Below are 17,524 nucleotides of genomic sequence, written 5' to 3'. Positions count from 1 at the left end.
CATCCTTGCAGGGTGGACGTCAGTACACCCTGCTTGCTACGGTTACCCTAGTGGGATGCTTGCAGACCACTTACTGTTTTAATCGATTATTATTAATACAATTCCAGTTAATAATACAGCTATAAATAGCCCTATAACCTCACATGAATCTAAAAGAAGTTCGATAATATCTCCTTTATATACGCCTTTCTTATATACAAATTTAAATAGCAAGATAAATGCTATTATGTCAATAATAATTATACCTACTCCAATTATCTTTTTCATGCAAACACCCTCCTTACTGCGCTGAACCATGATTCACCATATTTTCGTGACATTGGTTTTATTATCATATTGATGAATATTTTTGTTCCTTGAGCAACAAGTTTAACCGCCTTTAATGATACACCTTTCAATCCTGATTTTTGTGCCAATCCCGCTAATTTAGTTAATTTTGAAAAAGGACCTCCAAATAAACGGCACTTAATACCACTATAAAAATAGTTGTAATAAATGTTATAATATTGATCGCAAATAAATTAAAGAAGCTATCTAAAGTAAATAGTATTAAATTAATATACAAAAGTATATGTATTAAACTTCTTTTATGTTTAATACAATCAGTTGTTATACCAATAAAAATATTATTCTAAAAAGTAAATCCCAACTCATCTAATCAGCTCTCCATATCCAATGTTAAAATTAGTTACTAGTCGAAAATGATGTTTTAGATTAAGGTAAAATAACCAAGACATGGATAATATCAATAATTACCGATATAGTTACTTATAAAGGATGCAGCAAATACCCATCACCAGCAGCTACTGCAACCTTTGTATTATCAGTAAAAAATGGTTTAACCATATTATAATTTTATTTTTTACATTTTACAACAGATATTTAATATAAATACATAATATTCAATTAAGTAACATAAATGGATATAATAAAATAACCTAGAACTTATAATACTCTGTAATATAAGCCCTAGGTTATTTTATTGAATTGCGTTATTCTTAAAATAAACAAAATTTCTTTTTTTGGTACAATCCCTGTTTTTATTTCTCATTCTTATTTATAAATCTTTATATTCATATATTATATAGGGTTAGGAAAAACCTGAATAATTTTATTAAGCAAGTTACAATTTTCATGTATGCCCATATTTCTATATATCTGGTTATAATGTATTAACCATTCCTTTAAACTTGTACTTTTATATGCTCCGCCAGTAAAATTAATTAATACTAACCAAGTTGGTATATTAAGAATTTCATTCATAAAATACAAATATGCTATTCTATTACCTAGCTGATAATAATGCTTTGTCCAGTCATTATATTCAATTTCACAATATTCTTGAGTTATGTGAATAGATCTTTGAATTATATTAATGCTCTCATTTGACTTAGCTTTTAAATCAGATTTTGTTTCATCAATATGAGCCTTTGCTTCTACAAGTAAAAACCCTCTTTGTTTGTTACTTCCATTTATAACTGCTAATCCATCCCATTGTGGTCCATTCTTAGGCCAAAATTCTTTAAGTTTTTCTTTTAACTTTTTATAATTCGCTTCATCTAGATCTAAAACCTCCAGAAAGTCATCCCTATACTCATAGAATTCCCCTTTCTGTGTTTTTTCTAATGGTGATTTCCAATCTATTTTTACTTCATTTTCAACAAATGCTAATAATGAAGGTGATGCTGAAATTATCATTTCTGATAACTTTTCTTTAGAATTTAACATATATTGTTGTAAATATAGCCTGCTTCCCTGTGTAGCTTTCCCAGAATTCTTATTAGGCACTTTTATCTCCCTTTCTATGAATAACTATCTTCAACTTAAATACCTATACATCACTATTTATTAATCCTAGATCATATATCTTTTTAGCTATATCACTAGGACTGTCTTTACTTGTATCTACATGTAACTTTGCAGTTATGTCTTTCCATTCAAGTAACTGCTTGTCTATCATACTTTCTACTGGCTTTGGTAAAACTCCATTCATCCTTTTTGCAAATCTAGATTTTATTATTTCTGCATCCGCTGTAAAATTTATAGTAATAGCATCCTTAATGAATTTAAGTTTTACTGTATCCTTTTTTTCTGAGATTACGTAGATTATTGATTTCGAGTGTATATCTTTGTTATTACAACCTTCTTTCAACATTTCCTCAAATAGTTTCCATGCATTATTTTCATTTTTGTCCATACGTAAATAATCTTTTCCACTGTAAATCTGTACATCTGTAAGTTTTTTCAATTCTTCTGCTGTTGAAGATTTCCCTGAACAGCTTGGCCCCATAAATATAAATAACATAAATTCCCCTCCTAAAAAGTTTAATATAAACAAAGCTCTTTACTCCCACTTTAAAGAATATTGGAGTATTAGAGCTTGTAGGCATCGGATAAACAGTATCTTTTAACTTACTATACTAAGTGTAAAATATATCCATGCAAATTACAATCCTTTATATGTTATTATTTGTTAATTTATTCAAACAACTTTTTAAGTTTTATCTTTCTTCTTAACTACATTGATATTATTTATACGGATATTGCATAATTATTTTAAAATCCTTCAAAATCTAATTATATATATCAAAAGTTTTATACATTCAACATCCATATCTATAACCATGATAATGTGCGCTATCACTAGATTAACGCTCAATTAAGTAATGCTATATTGATTTTAAAATATTTCATATTCATTTTTCACTTTTCCAATAATTGCAGTTTGACTTTTGTTTTTATTCATTATATAATTTTACTCACCATATAATTCTATAATTTTAGGCAAAAATTTAATTTATATAATAAAAATCATTAGAAGGGATTGGTAAAATGAAAAAAGGCAAAATAAGTTTATCAACAAAAATATTTATCGGATTAATCCTGGGTTTAATAACAGGTATTATATTCAACTTTATTCCAAAGGGTTTCATTCGTGATGAATTATTAATTAATGGAGTTTTCTATTTAGTTGGACAGGCATTTTTAAAAGCTATTATGATGCTTGTAGTACCTTTAGTTTTTATTTCTCTAGTTAACGGAGCTGCCAGCATGGGAGATATTAAAAAGTTAGGTAGAATTGGAGTAAAAACAGTATTATTTTACTTAGCTACTACCGCTATTGCCATTTCAATTGCATTATCATTGTCTACAGTATTTAAACCAGGTGTAGGATTAAATTTATCAAGTTCAAACTTAAGTGAAGTTACTATTAAAGAAGCTACACCATTAGTTGAAGTTATCCTTGATATGATACCGAACAACCCTATTGCATCCATGGCAAACGGGAACATGCTACAAATTATTGTATTTGCCATGTTAATAGGTGTAGGATTATCTACTCTAGGTGAGAAAACTAAAATGATAACAAATCTTTTTCAACAATTAAATGACCTTATTATGAAAATCGTAGACTTCGTAATGATAATTGCACCCATTGGAGTATTTGGTTTAATCGCTCGTACCTTTGCCACTCAAGGCTTTGATGCAATGATACCTTTAATAAAATATATGTCATTAGTTTTAATAAGCTTACTTATTCATGCTACTATTGTCTATGGTGGGCTATTAAAATTATTTACTAGATTAAGTCCTATAAAATTTTTCAAGAAATTCTTCCCAGCCATTTCAGTAGCTTTTTCTACCTCAAGTAGTAGTGCAACCTTACCAGTATCCATGGAAATTGCAGAAGAAAATTTAGGAATCTCAAAGGATGTTGCTTCCTTTACATTACCACTAGGGGCAACTATTAACATGGATGGAACTGCTATTATGCAGGGTGTAGCTACCGTATTTATTGCTCAAATTTATGGTGTTGATTTAACCTTAAGTTCTTTCTTAACTGTTATTTTAACAGCCACCTTAGCTTCAATTGGAACTGCTGGAGTACCTGGTGTAGGAATGATCATGTTATCCATGGTATTACAATCAGTAGGTTTACCAGTGGAAGGTATAGCTTTAATCATGGGTATTGATAGGATTCTAGATATGGCAAGAACCTCTGTCAATATCACCGGTGATGCAGTATGTACAATGATTGTAGCAAAGGCTGAAGGAGAATTTAATGAAGAAATCTTTAATTCTGAAACTGTAAAAAATAAATCCCTATAGTAATATAATTCTCTTTGTTATGTCATCTATATACTAAACAGGTTAACACCTAAATTGAGTGTTAACCTGTTTTTTCTATTCTAATTCTTAAATTTCAATGCTATTTCATTTACTAGTATAAAATAATTGGTTTTACACAAAATATAATCGGAGGTGCAGTATTATGGAAATAACATTATCACAAAAAGAAAGAACTTTACTAGAGGATCAAAAAAAACATGAGGAAATTTGCATTGAAAAGTATACAAATTATGCAAATCAAGCTAAGGACAGTCAGTTAAAAGATATTTTTAATGCCAATGGACAATCAGAAAGAACCCATCTAGGTAGTATCAATCAATTATTAAGTGGTCAACTTCCTCAAATGGGTCAGCAACAACAAGGTCAACAAAATCAGCAAAGTCAAAATCAAAACTCAGGACAAAATATGACAGCTCAAGGTTCCACAACTAATACAAATAATATGCAATCAGGAGGAGTTAATTTATCCGATGCTGATATGTGTACAGATTTATTGATGACTGAAAAATATGTGTCAGGAACCTATGATACTACAATATTCGAATTTAGAGATACTAGAGTTCGTGATGTATTAAATCACATACAAAAGGAAGAACAAAAACACGGAGAAGCTATATTCCAATACATGGAGAAGAATGGCATGTATAATGTTCAATAGTATTAGGATTGTATCCAAATTATCTCTAGTAATATAATATAAAAAAATCATGGATAGTTCAGTATAAATAACTGATATCTATCCATGATTTTTAAATTTACAAACTCTTATAGAGCCTTTATATCCCAACTTACTAACCCATTTCAGACTCAAACCTTTAAATATTTTGCATTAATCCCTTAAATCAAACTGCCTTTTCATCCTGATCAGTTAGATACCACTTACTTTGAGCTTCATACATCTCACTATACTTTCCATCTATACTTATAAGTTCATCATGGGTACCTACTTGTACAATTTCACCCTTATCCATAACTACTATTCTATCTGCAATCTTAGCAGAACCAAGTCTATGAGTAACGATTATAGCAGTTTTATCCCTGGACATTTCTTTAAACTTCTTATATATTTTAGTCTCTTCTATAGGATCTATGGCCGCTGTAGGTTCATCTAAAATTATCATATTACTATCCTTGTAAAAACCCCTAGCTATAGCTAGCCTTTGCCATTGCCCACCAGATAAATCTATACCATCAAATTCTCTAGATAGCATGGTATCATAACCATCTTCAAATTTTTCCTTTGAAACCTGAAAATCTGCTTTATCTATAGCATCTTTTAGTAGTTCTTCCTTTGTTGCATTAGATTTTTCACTTATAGATATATTATCTCTTAAAGTCATTTTATATCGTTGGTATTTTTGAAATACCCCTGATGTAACCCTATATAATTCTTTAGCTGATATTTTATCTATATCTATACCATTTATTGAAGCATTACCTTTAGTAGGACTATATATTCCTGTAAGAATCCTAACTAAGGTACTCTTACCAGCTCCATTTTCCCCAACAATGGCAATGGTTTCTCCTGAATTCATCTTTAAAGATATGTCTTTCAAAGAACTTGTATCAGTTCCTGGATAAGTAAAGCTTACATTATCAATTGAAATGCTAGGCACTCCTACAATTTCTATGTCCTCCCCTTCTCTTTCAGGGATTTCTAAAAATCTAATAAAGTTTTTCACTGTACCTAAATTTTCAGCCATGTTTCCTATATGCATACATATCAGCTCATTCATTAAAGAAAACATAAAGCCTATAGATGAAAATACTGCCCCAAAGGCACCTATTGATATAGAACCATCTAAAAGTGCATATACAAGAAGTGCTAAAACCCCCATATAACCAAGTAATGTTAACATCTTCATGGCTAGCTCTGCAAGTCCTGATTTTTTTTCTGCTTGCCAATTATTTTTATTCATAAGCTCTAAGGTACTTATATATCTTTTTTTGAAATAGAAGAACCCTCCTAAAAGCCTTGTTTCCTTATAATATTCTCTATCCATTATACATTTTTCATAATGTTCATATTCTCTTCTTATTGGAGCTACCTTATCTTCTAAATTAGTGAATATCTTAATTCTAATTAGTTGTGATATAGCTACAGGAATAAATACTAATATAATAGAAATAGAAAGTATAGGCTTTAATTTATAAAGATATATACCCATAAAAATAAAATATGGAATATAGAAGGTTACTATTACAATTAATATCAAAGACATCCAAAGTCCACCCTCTAATCCCTTCTGAGCCTTATTAATATCATCAAGTAATGTTGGATTTTCAAAATCAGCGGCATCTAACTTTGAGCTTTTATGATTTAATATCTTACCTATAGTTCCTTTTGCCTTATTAACTAAGGCATTAGCTAAAAAGTTAGATATCCCATTAAGCACTTGTGTAAGAACTAATGAAATACATAGTCCTCCTAGCATAAAATATACTATTTTTAACTCTACTTTCCCTGAGAAAGTAGCTGTAATGGAGTCAAAAAACTTTTGTGTCATGAAAGTATTTACTACATAAGCCAAGCTATGTAGTATTGAAGTTAATATAGCTGCCACTGTAAGTATAGGACATGATTTAATTATCATAGGTTCAACCGTCCTTACTATCTTTAAAAAAGAAATATCTTTACTTTTCCCTTCCATTATATATACCAACTCCTTTGACTTTCATACATTTTTGTATAAATTCCATTTTTCTTCATAAGCTCCTCATAGGAACCACTTTCTACAATGGCTCCATCTCCTATAACGAAAATTTCATCTGCAATCTTTGTTGAGCCAAGCCTATGACTGATAAATATAGTAGTTTGTCCCCTACTTATCTCTTCAAATTTTTCATAGACATTACTTTCACTTATAGGATCTAAGGCTGCAGTTGGCTCGTCTAAAATTCTAATGGATGCAGGACTTACAATTCCCCTTGCCATAGCTATACGTTGCCACTGTCCTCCTGACAAATCTACACCATCATTTTTAATTTTACCTAAGTTTGAACTTATACCTAGAGGTAATCCTCCAACAACATCTTGCAGTTCAACAGTTTCTATAGCCATATTCATATTATCTAGGTTATCAAAGCTATTGATATCTCCTAATAAAATATTATCTCTAAAAGAAATACAATATCTTGCAAAATCTTGATACACTACAGAGCACATTGCTTTTAACTGATCTTGTCCATATGCCTTTATAGATTTTCCATTTATCAAAATTTCTCCTTCAAAGTCCTCATATAAGCCAGTTATAAGCTTAGTTATTGTAGTCTTACCAGCTCCATTAGCACCTACAAAAGCATAATGCCTTCCTTCTTCTATGACAAAAGACATATCCTTTAAAATATACTTTTCTGTGCCTGGATATTTAAAAGATACATTTCTAAACTCTAAGGACTTTAATTTGCTAACCTCCTTAGCTGGTCTTAATAAGTATCCTTCATCCCCTTCTAATTTTAAAAAGTTAGTTAAGTCAACAAGATATTCTTTATTCTTTGCTAAATTATCTCCATACTGAGGAAGGCTCCAAGCTAAATATTGTATTAATTCAAATACGCTATTAACAATGGACATAAACATTCCTATGGATAAAATTCCACTAGTTACAGGCCCTATTAAAATTAACACTATCAATACAGATAAAATGGCAATAATAACCCCACCGGTTTTCATATTAACGTACCATTTAAGGCTTACCTTAAGTTCATGCTTTCTAGCAGTTTCAAACTCTTTATGCCACTGGTTATTAATCTTATCAGAATAGCCAAACAAGGTTCTTTCTTCCACTGCCTCACGACCATTTAACACTTCTTCTAAGTATTTAACCTTTCTTTTATTCTTCTCTACTTCTCTATTTGCTTCATAAGTTTCCTTTCCACTTTTTAAAGCTATAAAAAATAGAGGTACAGAAATTAAAACAATTAAAACTGCAGACCACCATACCTGAATAAATAAAACTACTAGTATTCCTGTTATTTTTAAAATCATTGCTATCATATCTAAAGATGAAATATAGGCCTTAGTACATTGAACTTCTGGCTCCTTTATAACCCTAGATATCAAATCCCAACTATCCTGACTTTCTATATATTTATATCTCAATGTTGCTATCTTTTCTACAATATTTACCCTGAATTCACCTCTTAATCTGTTTTTAATCTGAACCTCTGCAAACTTTGATAATTGCGTAGAAATCCAGTCGTAAGCTAAAAGAAGTATCACAAATAATAAAGGCATTACTATATCTTTAATATCTTTTTCTTGTTTAAATATTAAAATTGCAATATCTAGAAACTTAGCCGTAGCCAAAATTTGTAGTGTTGGAACTAAACCATCCAAAAGTTTTTGTATTGCTATTAATGTAGCCTGTGCTGGTGCAAATTTAAATGGAATTTTAATTATATCCCCCGCATTATAATTTTTACTTTCTAATCTCATAATTTCCCCCCATTTACATACCCGTCTATTACTTTATATTATTGAATCCTCCCCTCTGAACAATATTATATATCTATTGTTTATTCACCTCAGTAATAGTTTACATTATATTAATGTTATTTAATTTATTAAACCATTTAACTAACGTTTAACTAAATATGTATATAGTATAACACCATTTTTACTTAAATAACATATTTATACATAAATGTTTATTTATAATTGTTGGAAAAGTATTAGTGAAAGCTAGTTTTTATTAAAATATTGCTTTACTCTAGGAGACTTAGCCTTAGTTAGATCAATAGCTTAAGGAGGTAAGAACATAAAAACATTGAATTTAATGAAATTTAACTTAGAGTTATATTATTTTATTTTTAATTTTCTCTCTAACTTTCTTCAAAATAAAAAGAGAAAATCAGGTAACATTGATTTAGTTAGCCTTCTTATCTCTTACTTAAATATTTTAAAAATATTCTAATCACACCTATTGGAATTTCTTTTAATATATTGCTGTGTATATGGACATATCTCAATACACCTTCCACATAAAGACATTTCTATTCCTATTCTTTGTTTTAGTAGTTCTCTTGCTTTTTTACGACATTTAAAAGTTTAATCAAAAGTATTTTTTTCTATTCCTGGCAAGATACTATAAATAGATTTTCCTATTTTGCCCTCAAAATATTCTTTTATTTCAAAGGTTTTCTTCCATTTCTCTAGTGTAAAATCAGTAAATCCATATCTTATAACCACATCAACCATCCTTTTTTCTATTAAACAAAATCCTGATGGAAGAGCTAATACATCACATAATTGAATTAATTTATCGTATGAATTATATTCAATATTACCTAAATAATTTTTAATAAAGTTGTATTCTGTTTTATTTAAATCCATTTCTCCACATATATCATCTACATTACTGCATAGAAAACCATGAGTGATTGAAATTCTAGCCACAAAATCATATCCATTTTCTAATGCATAGTTATATCCATCAATAGCATGTCTTACATAATGTCTACCATTTCTTCTCCCAATATCGTGAAGCAATCCCAGTACATAAGCTGTATCTTCATCCAAATCACTATCATATTGAGCAACTAAAGCTGCTGCCTCTGCTACGTATCTTGAGTGTTCCACCCATGGACCAGGATTTAAAATAGATGCTTCCTCTAATATTCTTTCAGCTATCTTTCGATTGGGAACTTTGTATTTCAACTCTTCCATGATTCTTCTCCTTATTACTTAAATAAATTAATAGTTTAAATTTTTTAATAACTTTCTCTAAACTATTCTATAGTCATCATTCAAATCCCTTTAAATGAAAAAACCATGAAACTTGTTTTCAAGAATCATGGTTTTTATCTCATTTTTTATTAACCTTAACTCCTCAACATTACAAATTACTTAATTATAAAAGATAAAACGCCTAAAACTATACATATAATTCCACCTAACAATTGGCCTATTCCAGATGCTTCTCCCAGTATTAAAAGGTTAAAAATATTTTTTCTTGTTTGTGTTTTCCCTACAAACGCCTCATCTGTTTTCACTCTATATACTCCCCATAATATTAATACTACTCCGAAAAGTATAAATAATAGTTTTTGAATTATCATAATATTTTCCTCCGCTCATTATTTTTTATTTTAACAATTTTATTGTATACATTTTTATAATTAGTCATCTTCTTCAAATATAAAAGTTTCTTCAATTGGTAGGTTAAAGACCGAAGAAATTTTATATGCCAACAAAACAGATGGATTATATTGTTGTTTTTCTAAAGAAATAATTGTTCTTGAAGATACACATACTTTATCTGCTAATTCTTGTTGTGTTATCTTATGTTCTAAACGCAATTCTTTTATCCTATTTTTCATAGCGTTCTCCTAATTAAAGAAAGTAATTATAATATTTTTTAGCTAATATATTGGTAATCATGCAAAATATTATAATCATAAATAAAGCAATATTTGTTGGAATTGTAATCCATTTTGAAAGAAACATCATAAGCATAATCACACTCATTAGAATTCTCATGGTAAAATGTGAAGCTTTTCCTTCTATTAAGTCATCTCTTTCATCATATTCTTTTGACATCTCTCTTTCCAACTGTTTTCTATTAGCATTATATTTAATGTGGGAAGTTATAGCGAAAACTAAAAACCCTACCCCTACGAAAAACATTATAATACCTGAATAAAGTCCTTCTGTAATACTAGCTCTTGTATAATTAAAAGTTATTTCAAATAAACCCATTATGAGAATTGCCAATGAGCATAAATAAAGCTCAGTAAATCTGTTTTTCAAACGAATCGCTCCTAACATAGAGTAATATGAAGTTCACTTCATGTGAAGTTAACTTCATATTACTCTATGTTGAATGAGATGTCAAGAATTAATTTATTTTGTTAGGACCATTGTATTTTTACAGTATTTTGGAAATTTACTCTTGATAATCTACATATTGTTCAATAACAAGAGCACCATGCCTTTATTTTTATTACACACTTATAAAAATTGTAATATTATTACATTAATTAATGATATAATATAGATATGAGTTATTGTATACTTTTAAAATTGTGTATAGTTATGAAAATAAATATAGATTTAAGCAGCAGGCAACTTGATTAGTTATAAAGCAAAATTAGCCTATATATTAATTTAACTAGTAAATTAATATATAGGCTTCTGTATTTATGAAATATATTTATATCTCACTAATATCTAAAACTTCATCTACAGCTCTATTAAAACTCCTTTTTAAATTCAACACACATAAGATAATTAGTATAACTGCAATGCTTGTAAAGGAGTTGCCTATACCGATTAAATTGTATAGTGGAGTAGCAATTAAAAGTCCTAGGATAGCAAAGAGAGTTAGTAGTATTTTGTAGAAGGAGAATACTCTTCCAAGATACTCTTTAGGTATACTATTTTGAATTATAGTACTAGAATATATTCCCTGAAGGTTTTGAGCTAGACCTAAGATAATTAAGATTCCAAAGGTTATAATAAAACTTTGTGAATATCCAAATATGATATAGCTAATACCAATAATTACTGTAGAAAGAGTAAATAATATTACATGATTTTTCTTATATAATACCTTAACTACGAAAGGTACTGAAAGTCCTCCAAGAGCCAGAGCATAAGAAAAGTAAATAATGCCTTCTGGGTTTAGGTTTAATAAAATATCAGAAACTGCTACTTTATAGGTTTCATAAAACCTTCCTAATACTGCAAACATGCTCATTATAATAAATACAGTTTTAACACTAGAATATCTTGAAAATATCTTATATCCTTCAATGCCACTTTTTATTATTCCAGACCTTGTTGCAGCTTTATCAGACTTTATAAAGTCATATTTAATTAGACTAAATAAGGCTCCAGCAATTAAGAAACTTATAGCATTTATAGTAAACAAAATATTGCTACCATAAAGCTTATAAAGAACTCCTCCAATGGCAGGAGAAAGAAATACACTGGTGGATTGTAAAAATGAAAAAATAGAATTAGAGTAGGACAGCTCTTCCTTAGATACTAATTCAGGAAGAATGGCAGTTTCAGAGCTTACATCAATGTCATTAAGAGATTGCAGAATAAATGCTAGAATATACACGAGCCATAATCTCTGTCCATTAATAAAAATAAAGAGAAAAGCAAAAATCACACTAACTAGATTAGTAACCATAATAACCCTTTTCTTATTATAAAAGTCAGCTATGAGTCCTGATAAATACAGCATAGGAATTCTTAAAACACCCCTAGAAAGCCACATAAGAGCCACTGCACCAACGGATTTTGTTAAGCTATATATGTATACAGTTACACCTATATTGTAAAGATAATCTCCTATAGAAGAAATAAATCCTCCAATAGATAACAAAGTAAAGTTTTTATTTTTAAATAAATCTTTGTACAAAGCACCATCCCCCAAACAATTATTATCTTTAGTTTAATAGCAAAATTTAGAAATTTAAAGTCTATATTTTGCATTTTTTAAGTGATATAATTAAGTTAGGGAAATAAATTATTGAAAAAGAGGATATTTATGTGTTATCAATATGAGCCAAAGACTTTATATTAACTCTTCAATTTTTTCATATAATTCATCTGCCGAATCTGCCAGAATCATTTCGTCATTAACAAGTGCATATGGATTAGTGGCACAGTCTCCACAATATCCTAAGCATGATTCTACTGTTACATCTACGTCAGGATAATTCTCTTGTAATTTCTTCATGGTATCTTCAGTTCCATATGTAAAATTATTTTCACAAAATTTTATTTCTGTCATATTTATTCTCTCCTTTATTTTTTACTTTGTATGTTATTCAATAATTCTGTTACTGAAATTTTAGATAAATCAATAGCTTCTAAAGATATTTCTTTTTCAATGGCTGATTTTAATATTGGTGATCGTTTTGTATCCCCAATTACAATAGCCCCTACTATTTTTCTATCTCTTACAAACACCTTCATATATTGGCCTTCATCATTATCCTCTACAAGAACATTAGTTGCATCATTTTCATCTACACACCCCATAGAAAATAAGGATAATTTAAAAGCGTTTAAAGTAGTAACAGGAACAATATGCTTATAAGTACTATCTTTTCCTATCATATTATATCCTGCAACTTTACCCTGGCCTATTGATATATTCCACAGTCCTGGAACAAAGTTATCAAGTTCAGCAACGTCACCAGCTGCATATATATCTGCTATATTAGTTTCCATCTTCTCATTTATAACAATTCCTTTTTCACACTTAATAGGCGTATCTTCAAACATTTCTATGTTAGGCTTTATTCCAGCAGAATATATAACCTTGTTACAAGGCATAAATTCATCTGAACTTGTTACAACACCTTCAACCTCATTATTTCCTGCTATTTTATTAACTCTCGTATTTAAGTATATATTAATACCAAACTTTTCTACTGAATCCTGAAGTATTTTAGATGCCTTTTCATCTAATTGATTTGGCATTAGTCTAGATTGAATCTCAACAATAGAAACGTTGATTCCATGCTGATTCAAATTCCAAGCAGTTTCTAACCCTTGTATTCCTCCACCAATGTTTATAACACTTTCACCCTTTTGCATTTTACTTTTAATATCCCATGCATCCTGTAACGTTCTTAAGTTAAATACACCTGGTTTTTCTATTCCTTCAACTGGAGGTTTATTATTTCTTGCTCCATTTGCTAATAAAAGTTTGTCATACTTAAGTATACTTTTATCACATAAAACTACTTCTTTATTTTCAATATTAATCTTTGCCACTTTTTTGCTTACGTAAATATTAACCTTATTTTCTTCATACCAAGATTTCTTTAGAAGAAGAGTATTATCTTCAGAGAGTTCATCAAATAGATTCTTAGACAATTTTATTCTGTTATATGGGTAAAATTTCTCTTCTCCAAATATAAATACTTCTGACTCTTTATCTACTTCTCTTATGGCTTTCACCGCAGTAATTCCTGCTATTCCATTTCCGATTATAATAATCCTATTTGTCATATTAATTCACCCCCCTTTTATATTCCTTTTGAATATACTGCTGATGGGTTTGGAGCTAATACTACAAATAATGACATATCATCATTGCCAGTATTTTTTATACTAAACACCTCTACTCCTTTACAATGAATTACATCTCCTTGTGTTATTTTATTTAAATTTCCATCTACAGTCATTTCGCCATCTCCGCAAAGTACATGAATAAGTAAATCACTTTGCTCATGATTATGTGGTGGCACGCCTTGCCCTGGTCTAAAATTTAAAACAAAATTCAATATCTTATCTTCTTTGTAAATTATTTTCTTAGTTAAGGATTCATCATTGTACATTATTTTGTCAGATATTTTTTCTATTTTCATAAATTAATTCTCCTTCATCTTTGTGTTAGTATTATATAATATAAATCTTATACTCTTAGTATTGTGTAATTTTCATATTATTATTAACTATATTTTTAAAATATAATAATAACTCTTTTTGCATTTAAGTGGTGATATGCTTATTAGAAAAATTGCAAGGGTATTAAAATCCGTATTTACTAATGAACATATTACTTCAAAAATGCAATCTACATTGGATACTGCTGATAGCAATATGTATAACAATAAAAAACATAAGAAGTTATAAAAAAAGACTAGACATTTTTATTTTAAAATGTCTAGTCTTTTTGCTTTATTAAACTTTAATTCGATTTTATTACAAATAATCAATATTTATCTTAAAATTAAATATTTTTACATCACGTTTCTACTATCTATTCAACAGTAACTGATTTTGCAAGGTTTCTTGGCTTATCTACATCGCAACCTTTTTCCATGGACATGTAGTAAGAGAATAGTTGCATTGGAATTATTGCTATAACTGGAGCTAATAAGTCCATTACTTTTGGAATGTAGATTGCTGATTCTACAGATTTTTCTATATCTGTGTGACCTTCTTGAGCCACTGCAAACACTCTAGCTCCTCTTGCAATAACTTCTTTCATATTGCTTACAGTCTTATCAAATAAGTCTTCTTGAGTTGCCATAGTTACTACTACTGTTCCTTCTTCAATTAAAGCTATTGGACCATGTTTTAATTCTCCTGAAGCATAAGCTTCTGAATGAATATAAGATATCTCTTTTAATTTTAAAGATCCTTCCATTGCTACAGCATGGTCAAGGCCTCTTCCTAGGAAGAACATGTTATTTTCACAGCAAGTTTTAACTGCTAGAGCCTTAACTGCATCATCACACTTAAGTGCTGCTTCTGCTTTTTCCGGAAGAGCTAACATTTCTGTTTTAATAGCTTCTATCTTATCTTGAGGTATTGTACCCTTTTGTTCTGCAAAGAATAGAGCAATTGTGTACATAGCTATTAATTGAGTTACATAAGCCTTTGTTGATGCAACTGCTATTTCTGGACCTGCCCAAGTGTATAGTATATCATCGGCTTCTCTTGAAGCTGAGCTTCCAACTACATTAGTAACAGCTATTACTCTAGCACCCTTTTTCTTAGCAAGTCTTAAAGCTGACATAGTGTCTGCTGTTTCTCCAGATTGGCTAACAACTATCATAAGAGTGTTTTCGTCTATTATTGGATCTCTATATTTAAACTCAGATGCTATATCTACTTCAACTTGTATTCTAGCAAGTTTTTCAATAATGTTTTTCCCTACTAATCCAGCATGGTATGCAGTTCCACATGCTACTATATATACCTTGTTTAATTTTTCTATTTGTTCTTTTGTAATAGTTATATCATCGATTCTTATTGGTTGACCAGGAATAATTCTTGAAGCCATAGTATCTCTTATAGCCTTTGGTTGCTCATGGATTTCCTTCATCATGAAGTGATCATATCCACCTTTTTCAGCAGCATCAGCATCCCAAGTTACATTAAATACTTCTTTCTTAACTTCTTTTTCATTTTGGTCATATATTTTTATTCCATCTTTAGTCATAACAACAAATTCTTTATCTTCTAAAAGATAAACTTTTCTTGTTTGATTTAATACAGCTGGTATGTCTGAAGCAATGAAGTTTTCATCTTCTCCAAGACCAACTATTAATGGGCTTTCATTTCTTACAGCTACTAGTTTATCAGGCTCATTAGCAGCTATAACTCCTATAGCATAGCTTCCTTCTAGCTTTTTAGTAACTTCCATTACTGCCTTTAGCAAATCCCCTTTATAGTAGAAATCTACAAGGTTTGGAATAACCTCAGTATCTGTTTCTGACTTAAACTCATAGCCTTTTTCCATAAGCCATTCTCTAAGTTCCATATAGTTTTCTATAATACCATTGTGAACTACAGATATAGTTCCATCCCCATTAGTATGAGGGTGTGAATTTAAATCTGATGGCTTACCATGAGTAGCCCATCTAGTGTGTCCTATACCTATATGTCCTTTTATTGGATCTTCTTCTAACTTTTCTTCTAAATTTGCAAGTCTACCTTTGCATTTTGTAAGATCAATACCCTTCTCATTTAGTATAGATACTCCAGCTGAGTCATATCCTCTATACTCCAGTTTACTTAATCCTTCAATAAGCAATGGCGCTGCTTCTCTCTTTCCAAAATAACCTACTATTCCGCACATAAAAAAATCTTCCTCCTAAATGTCTTCTATTTCAAATTAGATTTAACTCTATATGAATAAGAAAAACCTTTGATTTAGTATGATTTTAAAAATACTTATCAACTTATCCACATTTAGTTAAGGTTTTACACCAGATTGCTTTGTAACAGGAATCACTTCCTGCCTTTATCAATCGTTAACGGTAGTGCGATACCGTGGGGCACCCGCCGAAGATTCGATACTCCCCATCCTCGTCAACTCCTCAGAGTCCTGGCGCTTAGTTACGTGGTTAGACTATTCCCTCCTTTCCAACACTTGGTTTTCAAAGTGTATTTTAAAAGAGTTAGGATGTCCACATTTTATATACTCTCCTATACTCATACTCCACATATACGATATAAAGAATAATAAAGTTTGTGAACTTAATATTAAAATTAATTTTTAAAACCAAATTTTAATATTTATTTATCCAAAATCTAAAACCAATTAACCTCATTATATTATATTCATTTAATACATTTTGGTCAATGGTATTTATTAATAGTGTCTATTAAATGAAATTCATCTATATATATACATATCCTAATTATAATATTATTCAATTAAATATTATCTTATTTCAAATTAATTCCACAATTATTAATATTTATTTAATTTCAATGCAAATTATACAAATATTTATATATAAACATAGCTAAAATTTTTTATATATAAATATTTAACTATGAAACTATAAATCTATTTACCTATAAAACTATATAACTAGTTAACTAGTTGTTCTCCCCATGCGGCTTTCAAGGTTTTTCACATTTAAAATATAAAATAAATAATACAAAAATGTATAGTAAGCTTGACAT

17 protein-coding genes are annotated in these 17,524 nt (G+C 29.5%); 3 read left to right on the top strand and 14 right to left on the bottom strand.

What is annotated here, in order from left to right:
* Positions 1 to 78: 78 nt before the first annotated feature.
* From ACTNBA_RS04460 to ACTNBA_RS04450, 3 genes are all read right to left on the bottom strand, one after another.
* The gene (locus ACTNBA_RS04460; RefSeq protein WP_441072801.1) at positions 79 to 267 is read right to left on the bottom strand and encodes a hypothetical protein; all 189 of its coding nucleotides are present in this window, start codon (positions 265 to 267) and stop codon (positions 79 to 81) included.
* An 813-nt stretch (positions 268 to 1,080) separates the two neighbouring features.
* A complete protein-coding gene (locus ACTNBA_RS04455; protein WP_441072800.1) occupies positions 1,081 to 1,788 on the bottom strand; it encodes a hypothetical protein in 708 nt (235 codons plus the stop codon).
* 43 nt (positions 1,789 to 1,831) lie between these two features.
* Positions 1,832 to 2,305, bottom strand: a complete 474-nt coding sequence (locus ACTNBA_RS04450) for a hypothetical protein (protein WP_441072799.1) — start codon at positions 2,303 to 2,305, stop codon at positions 1,832 to 1,834.
* 527 nt (positions 2,306 to 2,832) lie between these two features.
* On the opposite strand from ACTNBA_RS04450, the gene ACTNBA_RS04445 reads away from it, so the two are divergent.
* Together ACTNBA_RS04445 and ACTNBA_RS04440 are read left to right on the top strand one after the other, a co-directional pair.
* Positions 2,833 to 4,110 (top strand): dicarboxylate/amino acid:cation symporter, encoded by a 1,278-nt coding sequence (locus tag ACTNBA_RS04445; protein ID WP_441072798.1) that lies wholly within the window; start codon positions 2,833 to 2,835, stop codon positions 4,108 to 4,110.
* Positions 4,111 to 4,273: 163 nt separating this feature from the next.
* A complete protein-coding gene (locus ACTNBA_RS04440; protein WP_035133436.1) occupies positions 4,274 to 4,789 on the top strand; it encodes a spore coat protein in 516 nt (171 codons plus the stop codon).
* Between the two features lie 184 nt (positions 4,790 to 4,973).
* On the opposite strand, the gene ACTNBA_RS04435 is transcribed toward ACTNBA_RS04440, so the two are convergent.
* The 10 genes from ACTNBA_RS04435 to ACTNBA_RS04390 all read right to left on the bottom strand — a co-directional run bounded on the left by ACTNBA_RS04435 (position 4,974) and on the right by ACTNBA_RS04390 (position 14,466).
* On the bottom strand, positions 4,974 to 6,782 hold the full coding sequence (locus ACTNBA_RS04435; protein ID WP_441072797.1) for an ABC transporter ATP-binding protein: 1,809 nt from the start codon (positions 6,780 to 6,782) through the stop codon (positions 4,974 to 4,976).
* A complete protein-coding gene (locus tag ACTNBA_RS04430) occupies positions 6,782 to 8,569 on the bottom strand; it encodes an ABC transporter ATP-binding protein (protein WP_441072796.1) in 1,788 nt (595 codons plus the stop codon). Before ACTNBA_RS04430 ends, ACTNBA_RS04435 begins: the two co-directional genes overlap by 1 nt.
* Before the next feature lie 612 nt (positions 8,570 to 9,181).
* Entirely contained in the window at positions 9,182 to 9,799 is a 618-nt protein-coding gene (locus ACTNBA_RS04425; RefSeq protein WP_441072795.1) for an HD domain-containing protein, read from the bottom strand.
* A 176-nt stretch (positions 9,800 to 9,975) separates the two neighbouring features.
* The gene (locus ACTNBA_RS04420; protein ID WP_441072794.1) at positions 9,976 to 10,191 is read right to left on the bottom strand and encodes a hypothetical protein; all 216 of its coding nucleotides are present in this window, start codon (positions 10,189 to 10,191) and stop codon (positions 9,976 to 9,978) included.
* 60 nt (positions 10,192 to 10,251) lie between these two features.
* Entirely contained in the window at positions 10,252 to 10,452 is a 201-nt protein-coding gene (locus ACTNBA_RS04415) for a helix-turn-helix transcriptional regulator (protein WP_346847762.1), read from the bottom strand.
* 13 nt (positions 10,453 to 10,465) lie between these two features.
* Positions 10,466 to 10,882: a DUF2178 domain-containing protein gene (locus ACTNBA_RS04410; protein ID WP_441072793.1), complete on the bottom strand. Its 417-nt coding sequence runs from the start codon at positions 10,880 to 10,882 to the stop codon at positions 10,466 to 10,468.
* A gap of 403 nt (positions 10,883 to 11,285) precedes the next feature.
* Positions 11,286 to 12,503, bottom strand: coding sequence for an MFS transporter (locus tag ACTNBA_RS04405; RefSeq protein WP_441072792.1), 1,218 nt, complete (start codon positions 12,501 to 12,503; stop codon positions 11,286 to 11,288).
* A 156-nt stretch (positions 12,504 to 12,659) separates the two neighbouring features.
* The gene (locus ACTNBA_RS04400) at positions 12,660 to 12,878 is read right to left on the bottom strand and encodes a DUF1450 domain-containing protein (RefSeq protein WP_150845930.1); all 219 of its coding nucleotides are present in this window, start codon (positions 12,876 to 12,878) and stop codon (positions 12,660 to 12,662) included.
* Positions 12,879 to 12,892: 14 nt separating this feature from the next.
* Complete coding sequence (locus ACTNBA_RS04395; protein ID WP_441072791.1) at positions 12,893 to 14,107, bottom strand: NAD(P)/FAD-dependent oxidoreductase; 1,215 nt, start codon at positions 14,105 to 14,107, stop codon at positions 12,893 to 12,895.
* A 17-nt stretch (positions 14,108 to 14,124) separates the two neighbouring features.
* Positions 14,125 to 14,466: a cupin domain-containing protein gene (locus ACTNBA_RS04390; RefSeq protein WP_441072790.1), complete on the bottom strand. Its 342-nt coding sequence runs from the start codon at positions 14,464 to 14,466 to the stop codon at positions 14,125 to 14,127.
* 136 nt (positions 14,467 to 14,602) lie between these two features.
* Here ACTNBA_RS04390 and ACTNBA_RS04385 point away from each other — a divergent pair, with 136 nt between their 5' ends.
* Positions 14,603 to 14,734 (top strand): hypothetical protein, encoded by a 132-nt coding sequence (locus tag ACTNBA_RS04385; protein WP_441072789.1) that lies wholly within the window; start codon positions 14,603 to 14,605, stop codon positions 14,732 to 14,734.
* 127 nt (positions 14,735 to 14,861) lie between these two features.
* On the opposite strand, the gene glmS is transcribed toward ACTNBA_RS04385, so the two are convergent.
* Positions 14,862 to 16,688: a glutamine--fructose-6-phosphate transaminase (isomerizing) gene (gene glmS, locus ACTNBA_RS04380; RefSeq protein ID WP_441072788.1), complete on the bottom strand. Its 1,827-nt coding sequence runs from the start codon at positions 16,686 to 16,688 to the stop codon at positions 14,862 to 14,864.
* Positions 16,689 to 17,524: the final 836 nt, after the last annotated feature.

Origin of the sequence: Clostridium sulfidigenes (assembly GCF_052067195.1) — a bacterium.
Lineage (GTDB): Bacteria > Bacillota > Clostridia > Clostridiales > Clostridiaceae > Clostridium_J > Clostridium_J sulfidigenes.
The sequence above is the reverse complement of the archived record's forward strand: the minus strand, read 5'-3'. Positions and strand labels throughout refer to the sequence as shown.